We start from the raw sequence: 12,817 nt of genomic DNA, 5'->3' as shown, positions 1-12,817 counted from the left end.
GATCAGTCGCCGGACGGTCGTCCCGAGCGCCAGTCGAACAGCGCCTCGAGCATCTGAACCGCCCGCCCGCGGTTTGACGTTAGGCCCGGGTCCCGTCCCAGGATCAGCTGGGCGTCATCGGCGGCTGCCCGGATCAGCCCCGCATGGGCCATGGGGTCGGCAAACCGATAGGCCGGAAAGCCGCTCTGCTTCAGCCCCAGCGGGTCACCGCCCCCCCGGATCCGGAAATCCGCCTCGGCGATCTCGAAGCCGTCCTCGGTGCGGCGCAGGATATCCAGCCGCTCGACCGCCGTCTTGCCCAGCCCGGTCTCTGACTGGCCGTACAGCAGGGTGCAGGCGCTGGGCTTGTCCGACCGGCCGATCCGCCCGCGCAGCTGGTGCAGCTGCGCCAGCCCGAACCGTTCGGCGTGTTCGATGACCATCAGGGTGGCGTTGGGCACATCGACGCCGACCTCGACCACGGTCGTCGCCACCAGCAGCGGCAGATGCCCGTCCAGAAACGACTGCATGACCGTCTCGCGCTCCGGACCCGGCATCCGTCCGTGCACCAGCCCGACCGGACGCCCCATCAGCTTGCCGAGATCCCGCGCCCGGTCCTCGGCGGCGGCCAGGTCGATGTGTTCGGACTCCTCGATCAGCGGACAGATCCAGTAGGCTTGTGCCCCACCCTCGATCGCCGCCTTCAGTCGCACCGCCACCTCGCCCAGCCGGTCCAGCGGCAGGACCGCCGTCTTGATCGGCCGGCGCCCCGGCGGCTTCTCATCCAGCCGCGAGACGTCCAGCTCACCATACTGGGTCAATTCCAGCGTTCGCGGGATGGGCGTCGCCGACATGGTCAGCAGGTGCACGGCCCCGTCGGCCCCGCCCTTGTCCAGCAGTCGCTGACGCTCGCGCACCCCGAACCGGTGCTGTTCGTCGATGACCGCCAGCCCCAGCCGATGGAACTGCACACTGTCCTGAAACAGGGCGTGGGTGCCGATCACCAGCGGCAGACGCCCGCCCGCCAGTCCTTCCAGCACCGGCCGCCGCACACTGGCCGGGTCTCGCCCGGTCAACAGGGCGCAGGCCACACCCACCTCGGCAAACAGGGGGGCCAGCCGCTCATGATGCTGGCGGGCCAGAATATCGGTCGGGGCCATCAGCGCCGCCTGAAAGCCACTGTCGATGGCGTCCGCCAGCACCAGCGCCGCCACCGCCGTCTTGCCCGACCCGACATCGCCCTGCAGCAGCCGCGCCATCTGCTCACCGCTGGCCAGATCGCGCCGGATGTCGGCCACCGCCCGTTGCTGGGCCCCGGTCAGGGTGAAGGGCAGGGCGGCCAGCAACCGTTCTGCCGCCGCGCCGGGCGCCAGCCGCGGCGCCCGCACCGCCTGCCGGTTCCGTCGCCGCCGGGCCAGCGCCAGCTGGTGGGCCAGCAGTTCGTCGAACGCCAGCCGCGCCCGTGCCGGGGCCTGCGGATCCAGATCGATCTCGCTCTCGGGGGCGTGCAGGGCCTTCATCGCGTCGGGCCACGAGGGCCAGGCCTGTTTCGCCAGCCACGCCGCATCCTGCCATTCGGCCAGGTCCGGCAGCGACTCCATCGCCGTCATCACCAGTTTGCGCACCTGCCGCGAGGTGATCCCCTGGGTAGCGGGATAGACGGGTTCGACCGGTACAATCTCGTCCCGCTTCTCGGCAGAGACCACATAATCCGGGTGAGCGATCTGAACCAGATCGTTGAAAGTCTCGACCTTGCCGCTGACGATCCGCCGCTCCCCGTCCGGGCATTGCTTGCGGATCCAGGCCTCCGATCCGCCGAACCAGACCAAGGTCAGAAAGCCCGTTTCATCATTGGCCCGCAGCTTGAACGGCAGGCCCGGCCGCCCCGGCTTGGTCAGGCCGCCGATGATCAGGTCAAAGATGCCCACCTCACCGGCGACCGCGGTCTGCACGGTCATCTCGCGCCGGCGGATCAGGCCGGTGGGGGCCAGAAACATCAGGTCGCGCACCAGCGGCCCGGCCAGCCGGTGCACCGCCGGGGCCATGCGCGGGCCGACGCCCTTCAGGCTTTCGACCGCGACGAACAGGGGAAACAGAATCTCGGGCCGCATGATGCGTCACGATAGCCGGACAGGACGGGTGGCGAAATGGACCCGCGACCGCTATCTGACACGGCTCCATTCCTTTTGACCGGGCAAGACTTCTTGTGGCCGAAGACATCGCACGTGCCGAAATGACGACCCGGCTGAACCGCATCCGCTTTCGCGCCTGGCGTCGGGGCTTTCGCGAGGCCGACATGATCCTCGGTCCGTTCTCGGAACAGGTCGCGCCGCAACTGGACGAAGCCGACCTCGCCCTGTTCGAGGCCCTACTGGATGAGGACGACCACACCCTCTACGGCTGGATCAAGGGCTCGACGCCCACGCCGCCCGAATGGGAAGGGCCGCTGATGGACCGCATCCGCCGGTTCGTCGCCGAGTCGGTCTCGTCCGAGGTGGCGCGGGGCATCGGGTAATGGCGGACCCCATCACGCTGAGCGGCGCGCCCGAGGGTCTGGACGCCCTGCGCGTCGCCGACCGGCTGGGCGAGGGCGGCACCGCCCTGTTCATCGCCCGCGACGCCTCGCGCGCCGCCCAATTCATCGACGCCATCGGCTTTTTTGCCGAGGGGATCGAGGTGGTTTCCTATCCGGCCTGGGACTGTCTGCCCTATGACCGTCTCAGCCCCTCGTCCTCGGTCTCGGCCCAGCGGATGGCGACGCTCAGCCGCCTCGCGGGTGGCAAGGCCCCCGACAAGCCCCTGCTGATCGTGGCCACGGTCGGTGCTGCCCTGCAGCGCACCCCGCCGCGTGAGATCACCGCCGGCGCCGGCTTCGAGACCCACGTCGGCCGCGAGCTCGATACCGCCGCGCTCGAGACCTATTTCGCCACCAATGGCTATGTCCGCGCCTCGACCGTGTCGGAACGCGGCGAATATGCCGTGCGGGGCGGGGTGATCGACGTCTTCCCGCCGGGCTTTGACGAGCCGGTGCGCCTCGACATGTTCGGCCAGGAACTGGAGTCGATCCGCACGTTCGATCCGGCCACCCAGCGCTCGACCGGCCAGAGGGCCGCTGTGCAGCTGGCCCCGGTGTCCGAAGCCCTGCTGAATCCCGAGGCCATCTCGCGCTTCCGCACCGGCTATCTCAACCGCTTCGGCACGGCGGGCGATGATCCCCTCTATGCCGCCGTCAGCGAAGGCGCGCGCCGGCAGGGGCTGGAGCACTGGTTGCCGCTGCTCTATCCGCACCTTGAGACCCTGTTCGACTATCTTCCGGCCGACGCCACCGTATGGCTCGACAACCAGGCCGACAGGGCACGCTCCGAGCGCTGGGACCTGACCGTCGATGCCTTCGAGGCCCGGCGTGAAGCCGCCCAGGCCGCGCCCGGTCGCAGCGTCCAGAGCGGCCGCGCGCTGCCGCCGGAGGCCCTCTATCTGTCGCCCGAAGACTGGACCCGCGCGCTGGCGGCCCGGCCCGTCATCCAGCTGAGTGCCCTGTCCGGACCGGGCGAGGATGCCGGCGGCCGTCTGGGCCGGTCGTTCGCCGCCGAACGGGCCCAGGACAGCGTCAATCTGTTCGAGGCCGTCGCGGCCTACGCCAAGACCCGGCGCGCCGACGGTCGCAAGGTGCTGTTCGCCTCCTGGAGCGAGGGCTCGTCCGAGCGCCTCGCCTCCATGCTGGCCGACCACGGGCTGGAACCGGTCGTGCCGGTGCGCGACTGGGCCGATGTGCAGGCGGCGACCGACACCCTCTATCTGCGCGCCGTCCTGCCGGTCGAGACGGGGTTCGAGACCGACGATCTGGTCGTCATCACCGAGACCGACATCCTCGGCGACCGGCTGGCCCGCCCGCGCAAGAAGCGCCGTGCCTCCAACTTCCTTGCCGAAGCCTCGGCCCTGACCACCGGCGATCTGGTGGTCCACCTCGACCACGGCATCGGTCGCTATGAGGGGCTGCGCACCCTGGACATCCAGGAGGCCCCCCACGACTGTCTGGAGCTGGCCTACGCCGGCGATGCCAAACTCTATCTGCCGGTCGAAAACATCGACCTTCTGACCCGCTACGGAGCCGAGGGCGACGGGGTGCAGCTGGACCGGCTGGGTGGCGCCGGATGGCAGGGCCGTAAGGCCAAGGCCAAGGCCCGCCTGCGCGAAATGGCCGAGGGCCTGATCGCGCTCGCCGCCAAACGGGCCCTGCGCGAGAGCGAAGTCGTGGTTCCGCCGCAGGGGCTGTTCGACGAGTTCTGTGCCCGCTTCCCCTATGAGGAAACCGACGACCAGCTGAACGCCATCGGCGACGTCCTGTCCGATCTGGCCAAGGGCACGCCCATGGACCGGCTGATCTGTGGCGATGTCGGATTCGGCAAGACCGAGGTGGCGCTGCGGGCCGCCTTTGTGGTCGCCATGACGGGCCAGCAGGTGGCCATCGTCTGCCCGACCACGCTGCTGGCGCGCCAGCACTTCAAGACCTTCAGCGAGCGGTTTGCGGGCTGGCCGATCACCGTCCGCCACCTGTCACGCATGGTCACGGCCAAGGATGCCAACGAGACCCGCGCGGGCCTGAAGGACGGCAGTTTCGAGATCGTGGTGGGCACCCACGCCGTCCTGTCGGAACAGGTCGGGTTCAAGGACCTCGGCCTCGTGATCGTCGACGAAGAGCAGCATTTCGGCGTCAAGCACAAGGAGAAGCTCAAGAGCCTCCGCGCCGATGTGCACCTGCTGACCCTGACCGCGACCCCCATCCCGCGCACCCTGCAGATGGCCCTGTCCGGCATCCGCGAGATGTCGATCATCGCCACCCCGCCGGTCGACCGACTGGCCGTCCGCACCTATGTCGCGCCGTGGGATCCGGTCATGGTGCGCGAGGCCCTGCTGCGCGAGAAATACCGCGGCGGTCAGGCCTATTACGTCGCGCCGCGTCTGGCCGACCTGCCGGACATCGAACAGTTCCTGCGCGAACAGGTGCCCGAGGTGAAGGCCGTCGTCGGCCACGGCCAGATGTCGCCGACCCAGCTGGAGGCGGTGATGAGCGCCTTCTATGAGGGCGAATATGATGTCCTGCTGTCGACGACCATCGTCGAAAGCGGCCTCGACATCCCGACGGCCAACACCCTGATCGTGCACCGGGCCGACATGTTCGGCCTGGCCCAGCTGCACCAGATCCGCGGCCGCATCGGCCGGTCCAAGGCGCGCGCCTTCGCCTATCTGACCACCGACCCCAAACGCCCGCTCAGCCTGTCGGCCGAACGGCGGCTGCAGGTGCTGCAGTCGCTCGACAACCTCGGTGCCGGCTTCCAGCTGGCCAGCCACGACCTCGACCAGCGGGGCGGGGGCAATCTGCTGGGCGACGAACAGTCCGGCCATATCCGCGAGGTCGGTGTCGAACTGTATCAGCAGATGCTGGAAGACGCCGTGGCCGAGATGCGCGAGCAGGGCGGCGACCTGCGCGACCGCGACTGGTCCCCGACCATCAATGTCGGCGCGGCAGTCCTCATTCCCGAGTCTTATGTCCCGGACCTCAATCTGCGTCTCAGCCTGTATCGCCGCCTGTCGGATGCCGAGCGAGGCGAGGACCGCGAGGCCCTGGCCGCCGAACTGATCGACCGGTTCGGGCCGTTGCCGGACGAAGCCCGCCAGCTGCTCCGCATCGTCGGCATCAAGTCGTCCTGCCGCAAGGCCCAGATCGAGCGCATCGACATGGGCCCCAAGGGCGCGGTCCTGACCCTGCGCAACAACGACTTCCCCAACCCACTGGGGCTGGTCGGCCTGATCCAGAAGAATGCCGGTGTGTGGAAGCTGCGCCCGGATCAGAAGATCGTCGTCATGGGCGAATGGGCCAATCCGGAAGAGCGTCTCAAGGCCGCCGAGCGCATCACCGACTCGCTGGCCACCGTGGCGGCGCTGGAGAACTAGGTCTCTCAAGCGAGGTCAGCGAAGCTGGCACCCCCAACCCTCCGCTCATCCCCGCGAAAGCGGGGACCCAGAGTTTTGGGCGATCTAGGCTCTCTATCGGCCCCGCAACGGTCATCCCAAGCGGCATGTGCAGGGAAGAACTGGGTCCCCGCTTTCGCGGGGATGAGCGGTATTGATGTCTCAGGCCTCAGCTCGCGACCCGGGTGTCGGTGGCCAGCGACGCAGAGGCCCGCTCCAGCGTCCGGGCTGGAGCCTCGCCGCTGCGTTGCTCGGCCACGCCCAGTTCGAAGTCGACCACAAACGGCGAGCGTCCCGGGCCGGCCTCAAAGGCGGTGCAGCCGATCACGGCCACGATCCGCTGGGCCGCGATCCGGGCCTGGGCTTCGGTCGTGCCGGGCAGGGCCAGGGCGAAGACCACGCTCGACAGACGCGCGGCCGTATCCTCGGTGCGGATCAGACGCGACACCATGGTGCCGATCTGGGGCAGGGCGCGGGCCAGCCAGCCATCGCGGCGCGCCTCCTCGACCGGATCGGTCATGGTCACCTTCAGCACGCACAGCGACAGGGGCCGCCGCCGCTCGCGCGACGCCTCGCTGACCCGGCCCAGATGCTGGGCAAACAGATCGCGCGTGAACAGGCCGGTGTCGGGATCGGTCAGGCCGGAGCCCCGCACCGACTCCAGCGCGCGCCGCACCCCGGTCTGGCGCCGGTGAAAGCGCGCCATGGCCAGCAGTCGCCGTGCCGTCTCGCGCTCATCCGTGTCCGCGGCGGCCACGTCGGCAAAGCCCCGACCGAACAGATCCGAGGCGTCCATCTGGGCCCCGTCGTTCAGGTAAAGCATCACTGGAATATGATAGAGCCTTGTATTCCTTTTCATGCCCGACGCGATCGACAGCGCAGGGGCGTGGTCCTCCGCCCCCCACAGGACGGCGGCGTCGAACGGGCTCTCGTGCAGATAGTCGAAGGCGGTGTAGGGCGTGGGGGCGGCCACCACCTCCGCGCCATCCTCCGTCAGGGCGTTCGACAGCGCCAGGAACCGGCGATCCGGCTTGCCCGCCGCCAGCACCCGCACCGGGGTCAGATCGGTCACCGGCAGATCGATGGCCTGACCCTGCTGGCGGAAGGTGTCGATCCGCAGGTTCAGCTCTTCCTCGGCCAGGGCCGCGCGAACCAGTTGCTCCAGCCGGATCCGAAGCTGAACCGGATGGGCCGGGGCGGTCATGGCCAGATCGACGGTCGTGGATTCCTCGGGCGTCGGCGCGCGTCCCATCAGGGCGATGACAGGCAGGTATCGCGGCGAGGCCAGCCCCTTCAGCCGCGCAGCCACGCCCGAGACATCGGCATCCCCGGCACCAGCCACGAGGACGGCGGCCTCGATCGGGAAATCTTCCAGCACAATCGCCGCAGCCTCGGGCGAGGGTGCGGTGATCGTGGTCCAGCCTTCCGAATCAAGCTGACGGCACAGGGCCTCGCCCTCGGTCTCATCGCCGGTAACGACCAGAATACGCGGATCGAAATCCAAAACGGTACGCCCCCTTCAGCCCGGATTCTGCGATCCGGAGACCAGCCCGATGGTGCCGGACCATAGACAGCCCCCCGGCGCCCCCGCAACCGGTTCCATGACCGCTTCACGCAAGAGGGTTTGCAAAGTCACAAAAAAGTCTAGTTTCGCGCCGGGTTGTGGCGAGGATGACTTTGACCTTTGACTCTCTCCGGAGCCGGATCGGCTTCTGGCTCAGGCTGTCCGGACGCGCGTTTGCCCGCAGCTGGGGCCGCGATGTCATGCTCTACACGGGCGGGGTGTCCTTCTTCGCCCTGCTGGCCGTATTCCCCGCGATCGCCATCCTGATCGGTCTCTACAAGGTCGGCCTGTCGATCAGCGAGGTCAGCGCCCAGGCCACGGCGCTCGCCGACGTCATGCCCGCTGCCGCCCGCAGCATCTTCCTCGAGGAAATCAGCCGGCTGACCAATGCCTCGGCCCGCACCGTGTCGACGCAGAGCGCCTTCGCCCTGATCATCGGTGCCTATGCTGCGCACAGGGGTTTCAAGGCCTTGTTAGCCGGTCTTAACCTCATCCATGACGAAGCCGAGCCGCATGGCTTCCTCAGGTTCAACCTGCTGGCCTTCTTCGTCGCCCTGTTTGCCTTCGGCTTGTTCACCGTCGTGTCCGGCGCCGTGGTCACGGCCCGGCTGATGTCCCACGCCGGATCGGCCGCAACGACCGGCGCCTCCAGCGGGGGCTATATGCCGCTGGACGTCCTGCTGCCCGCAGCCGGCCTGTCGTTCGGCCTGAGCCTGCTCTACCGCTATGCCATGTCGCACAAGTCGCGCGTGGCCTGGCGTCCCGCCATCACCGGCGGGGTGATCGCCACCCTGCTGTCGATGATCTCGTCCTGGCTGTGCGCCGTCTATGTCGAGCAGATCGCCGTGCTGGGCGCGACCTATGGCTCGGTCGGTGCGGTCGTGGTCCTGCTGATCTGGCTGTCGTGGAACGTCAACGCCATCTTCTACGGCGGGGCCTTCGCCACCGAGATGGAGATCGTCGCGCGCGCCCGCGACGAAGCCCTGATCGTCGAGGCCGAGGAAGCCTTGATGCAGACGCCGAAGGTCGTCAGCCTGACGGCGCGGCGCCAGTCTCGACAGTGATCCGCAGGACGCCGTCTGCGTCCTCAATCCCGATCAGCCTGTGCGGCCCGTCGGCCAGCATGTGCGGCACATCGATGCGCGCCATCGGGTCGGTCGCCATCAACACAACCGTCTCACCCGGCGCCGCCGCCTCCAGCGCGCGCGCCAGCCTCAGGCTCGGCACCGGACACCGGTGACCGCGGGCATCGACGAGGATCGGGGCAGGGCTCACGCCAGCCCGTCCAGCAAAAGCCTCAGCGCCTGCTCGGTGGCCGCCAGTCGGATCGCCTGACGGTCGCCCTCGCCAAAGCGGCGCTCCAGATGCCGCACACCGTCTGCGGTCGCGAGCCCGAAATGGACCAGTCCGACCGGCTTCTCGGCTGACCCGCCACCGGGCCCGGCGACCCCGGTGATTGAGACCGCCAGACCTACACCCGCCCGGGCTCGCGCCCCGGTCGCCATGGCTTCCGCCACAGGCTGAGACACCGCGCCATGCGCCTCGATCAGGGCCGCCGGTACATCCAGCATCCGCGTCTTGGCCGCATTGGAATAGGTGACCGCCCCCTGTTCCAGCACCGCCGAGGATCCCGCCACGGAGGTGATCAGGGCCGCGACCAGACCGCCCGTACAGCTCTCGGCCGTGGCCAGCGTCATCCCCCGCGCCTGCGCGCGCGCCAGGACCGCCTCGGCCAAGGTCATCAGATCGGGAGTAAACATGGCTTTAAGCCTTGGCGAGTCAGCCTTACGGTGGCCCACAGGGTGCCGCGCCGATGCCCGCCTGTCGATGGAGCATGCATGAGCCAGACCAGCGTGACCGACGGGGTCGAGCCGCTCGGCGTCCGCCTGACCCCGCTGATCTTCGGTCTGGCGATCTTCACCTCGGCCATGCTGGTCTTTTCCGTCCAGCCCATGATCACCAAACTGGTCCTGCCGGTGCTGGGGGGCTCGCCCTCGGTCTGGAACACGGCCATGGTCTTCTTCCAGACGGGCCTGCTGGCCGGCTATGCCTATGCCCACCTGCTGCAGAAGGTCGCCTCCCTCCGCCTTCAGGTCGGCATCCATCTGGTCCTGCTGCTGATCGCGGCCATCTTCCTGCCGCTCCGGGTCAATGGCCTGCTGGGGGATCCGGACCCCTCGGCACCGATCGGCTGGCTGCTGGCGACGCTGGCCATCTCGGTCGGCCTGCCGTTCGCCATCCTGTCGGCGACCGCCCCCCTGCTTCAGGCCTGGTACGCCCGCGTCCGCGTGGGGCACGCCGACGGCCAGAACCCCTATGTCCTCTATGCCGCCTCCAACCTCGGCAGTTTCCTCGCCCTCCTGGCCTATCCCGTCCTGATCGAGCCGCTCAGCTCCCTGTCCGGTCAGCGCTGGGGCTGGAGCGTGGGCTATGGCGTCTTCGTCCTGATGATCGTCGCGCTGGGCCTGACCGTCTGGCGCGCCCGCGCCTTGACCCGGTCCGACCCGCCGCGGCTGGCCAGGACCACGCCCATCGACTGGCGCGAGCGCGGCATCTGGGTGCTGCTGGCCGCGGCCCCGTCCAGCCTGATGCTGGGCGTGACCGCCCATCTGACGACCGATGTCGCCTCGGCGCCCTTCCTGTGGGTCCTGCCGTTGGCCCTCTATCTGCTGACCTTCGTCATCGCCTTCCAGAGCCGGCCGTGGATCCCCCTGCCGATCACCCTGATCGTCCAGTCGGCCCTGCTGGCCGTGACTGTCAGCATGGTCGCCTTTCGCAGCTCCAGCTGGATGCTGATCCTGGTGGTCCACCTCACGACCTTCTTCTTCACCGCCCTGCTGTGTCACCAGCTGCTGGCAGGGCGACGCCCGCCTCCGGACCGGCTGACTGAGTTCTATTTGCTGCTGTCGGTCGGCGGCATGCTCGGCGGGGTGTTCAACGCCCTGATCGCGCCCGTCATCTTCAACATGGTGTGGGAGTATCCGCTGGTGCTGGTGGCCGTCGGTCTGGCCCGGCCCCGGGGCGGCCCCTTCACCTTGCGTCACGGCTATTTCCTGCTCGGCGCCGCCTTCCTGTCGGTCATGCCGCATGTGGTGATGGAGGTGATCGCCCGGACCCCGTCGCTCTGGCCCTATGTGCAGGACCTGACCACCCTCAAGCTGGCCTCGATCATCCTCGGCGGCGCGGCCATCTGCGCCTTTCTGGTGCGGGACAAGGCGCTGGTCTTCACCGGCGTCCTGCTGATGATCGCCCTGTCGGCCCAGCATGTGGCCCGCGGCTATGACTGGAGCCTGACCGAGCGCAGCTTCTTCGGAGTCATGCGGGTGGCCGAGATCGAGGACTCCGGCATGGGCGGCCCGGTCCATGTGCTGATGCACGGCACCACCTTGCACGGGGCCCAGGCGCGCCATCCCGACCATGCCTGCAACCCGACCATGTACTATGCCTACTCCACCCCGATCGGCCTCGCGGCCCTTGAGGTCCAGTCTCGCTCGCCCGAGGTGCGCATGGGGGTGGTCGGGCTCGGAGCCGGGGCCATGGCGGCCTACAAGCGGCCCGGCGACACCCTGACCTTCTTCGAGATCGACCCCATGGTCGACCGCATGGCGCGCGATCCGCGCTGGTTCACCTATATCTCGGACTGTGCCGCAGGCCCCGTCCAGACCGTCCTCGGCGATGCCCGCCTGACCCTGGCGCAACAGCCCGACGCCGCCTTCGACCTTCTGGTCATCGACGCCTTCTCCTCCGACGTCGTGCCGACGCACCTGCTGACGGTCGAGGCGCTGGCAGACTATCTGCGGCTGGTCGGACCGAACGGGATGGTGGTCCTGCATGTGTCGAACCGCAACCTCGACATCACCCTGCCGACGGTCGCTGCCGCGCGTCAGCTGGGCGCTGCCGAGCGCCACCGCATCTTCTTCGAGCGTCCCGACCAGCCCGACATGGCCGAGGCCTCGACCGAGGTGCTGATCATGGCCCCCACCGAGGAAGGCCTGGCCGACTTCGTGGACGATCCGACCTGGCGCGTGATCGCCGACACCGAGGTCCGGCCGTGGACCGACGACTACGTCAATCTGTGGGGCGCCCTGGTCCGCGCCAACTTCTAGCGTGAAGCGGGCAGGGTGATCGTGGCCACCGCCTGCGCGGCAAGCCCTTCACCGCGCCCCGTAAAGCCCAGCTGTTCGGTCGTGGTCGCCTTGACGCTGACCCCATCCAGACGAAGGCCGCACAGCTCGGCCATCCGCTCGCGCATCGCCTGACGGTGCGGTTTGATCTTCGGTTCCTCGCAGATCAGGGTCACATCGACATGAACCAGCTGCCCGCCGCGCGCCGCCAGCCGCTGCACGGCATGCACCAGAAACCGGTCGCTTGATGCCCCCTTCCATTGCGGGTCGGAGGGCGGGAAGTGGTCGCCGATGTCACCGTCGCCCATGGCGCCCAGAATGGCATCGGTCAGGGCATGCAGGCCGGCATCCGCATCCGAATGGCCGATCAGGGTCCGGTCGTGCGGCATTTCGACCCCGCACAGCCACACCGACGTCCCCGGTCCCCAGCGGTGCACATCGAACCCCTGTCCGACGCGCGTCACGGACGGCGGGGTCAAACCGGCAGCGAGCGCCTCGGCCATGATGAAATCCTCGGGATAGGTCAGTTTGAACAGGCGGGGATCGCCGGCGACCAGCACAACCCGGCCGCCCGCCGCACGCACGGCCTCGGCTTCATCGGTCGGCGGCGTCTCGCCCGGCCAGTCGGTCAGGGCCGCCCGCACCGTGGCCAGCCGGAAGGCCTGCGGCGTCTGGGCCCGGAACAGGCCGTCGCGATCGACGCTGTCGCCCAGCCCGGCCTCATCGCCCCGCCGCAGGCTGTCGACGGCGGGCAGGGCAGGGACCGCTCCGTCGGCATCACCCAGCGCATCGATCAGGCGGTCGATCACGGCCCGCTCCAGAAACGGCCGCGCCGCATCGTGGATCAGCACCGGCGTATCCGCGCCCGCCAGATCGGCCGCCTCAATGGCATCCAGCCCCCGCAAGACCGACTCCGCGCGGGTCGCGCCGCCCTCAACGGCCCGCCAGCCGGTCAGGCCTGCCAGCGCGTCCCCCACATCAGCCAGACGATGAGGGCCCACCACGACCACGACGTCTGCGGCCCCGGCGTCCAGCAGCGCGCGCACCGACCAGCGCAGCACGGGCACACCCGCCAGCGCCGCCCAGGGCTTTTCCACACCGGCGCGAGAGCCCGAGCCCGCCGCCACAACAACCGCCTGAAATCTCATGCCGCTCTTCTAGGGCGCGGTCGCAGACTTGA

General features: G+C 68.9%; 9 protein-coding genes. 4 read left to right on the top strand and 5 right to left on the bottom strand.

All coding sequences use genetic code 11. The annotated features are described in order from the left end of the window. Positions 1 to 2 precede the first annotated feature (2 nt). Positions 3 to 2,090, bottom strand: coding sequence for an ATP-dependent DNA helicase RecG (recG, locus tag EG854_RS05125; RefSeq protein ID WP_123286637.1), 2,088 nt, complete (start codon positions 2,088 to 2,090; stop codon positions 3 to 5). 95 nt (positions 2,091 to 2,185) lie between these two features. Between recG and EG854_RS05120 the strand changes: the two genes are divergently transcribed. Together EG854_RS05120 and mfd are read left to right on the top strand one after the other, a co-directional pair. Beyond that, on the top strand, positions 2,186 to 2,494 hold the full coding sequence (locus EG854_RS05120) for an FAD assembly factor SdhE (protein ID WP_241153139.1): 309 nt from the start codon (positions 2,186 to 2,188) through the stop codon (positions 2,492 to 2,494). Then, a complete protein-coding gene (mfd, locus tag EG854_RS05115; protein WP_123286636.1) occupies positions 2,494 to 5,931 on the top strand; it encodes a transcription-repair coupling factor in 3,438 nt (1,145 codons plus the stop codon). The genes EG854_RS05120 and mfd overlap by 1 nt, the downstream gene beginning before the upstream one ends. A gap of 187 nt (positions 5,932 to 6,118) precedes the next feature. Here mfd and EG854_RS05110 read toward each other — a convergent pair whose 3' ends face one another. Next, on the bottom strand, positions 6,119 to 7,453 hold the full coding sequence (locus tag EG854_RS05110; RefSeq protein WP_123286635.1) for a diguanylate cyclase domain-containing protein: 1,335 nt from the start codon (positions 7,451 to 7,453) through the stop codon (positions 6,119 to 6,121). Positions 7,454 to 7,620: 167 nt separating this feature from the next. Here EG854_RS05110 and EG854_RS05105 point away from each other — a divergent pair, with 167 nt between their 5' ends. Beyond that, on the top strand, positions 7,621 to 8,577 hold the full coding sequence (locus EG854_RS05105; protein ID WP_241153138.1) for a YihY/virulence factor BrkB family protein: 957 nt from the start codon (positions 7,621 to 7,623) through the stop codon (positions 8,575 to 8,577). On the opposite strand, the gene EG854_RS05100 is transcribed toward EG854_RS05105, so the two are convergent. Beyond that, positions 8,543 to 8,788, bottom strand: a complete 246-nt coding sequence (locus EG854_RS05100) for a sulfurtransferase TusA family protein (RefSeq protein WP_123286634.1) — start codon at positions 8,786 to 8,788, stop codon at positions 8,543 to 8,545. The two genes, EG854_RS05105 and EG854_RS05100, sit on opposite strands and share 35 nt — an antisense overlap. Continuing rightward, on the bottom strand, positions 8,785 to 9,273 hold the full coding sequence (locus tag EG854_RS05095; RefSeq protein ID WP_123286633.1) for a CinA family protein: 489 nt from the start codon (positions 9,271 to 9,273) through the stop codon (positions 8,785 to 8,787). The genes EG854_RS05100 and EG854_RS05095 overlap by 4 nt, the downstream gene beginning before the upstream one ends. A 78-nt stretch (positions 9,274 to 9,351) precedes the next feature. Here EG854_RS05095 and EG854_RS05090 point away from each other — a divergent pair, with 78 nt between their 5' ends. Further along, positions 9,352 to 11,619, top strand: a complete 2,268-nt coding sequence (locus EG854_RS05090; protein ID WP_123286632.1) for a spermidine synthase — start codon at positions 9,352 to 9,354, stop codon at positions 11,617 to 11,619. Here the strand turns inward: EG854_RS05090 and EG854_RS05085 are convergent. Beyond that, positions 11,616 to 12,785 (bottom strand): bifunctional 2-C-methyl-D-erythritol 4-phosphate cytidylyltransferase/2-C-methyl-D-erythritol 2,4-cyclodiphosphate synthase, encoded by a 1,170-nt coding sequence (locus EG854_RS05085; protein WP_123286631.1) that lies wholly within the window; start codon positions 12,783 to 12,785, stop codon positions 11,616 to 11,618. The two genes, EG854_RS05090 and EG854_RS05085, sit on opposite strands and share 4 nt — an antisense overlap. Positions 12,786 to 12,817 lie beyond the last annotated feature (32 nt).

The organism is Brevundimonas halotolerans (assembly GCF_003730275.1).
Taxonomy (GTDB): Bacteria; Pseudomonadota; Alphaproteobacteria; order Caulobacterales; family Caulobacteraceae; genus Brevundimonas; species Brevundimonas halotolerans.
Note: the sequence above shows the minus strand (reverse complement) of the source record. Positions and strands in the feature narration are given on the sequence as shown.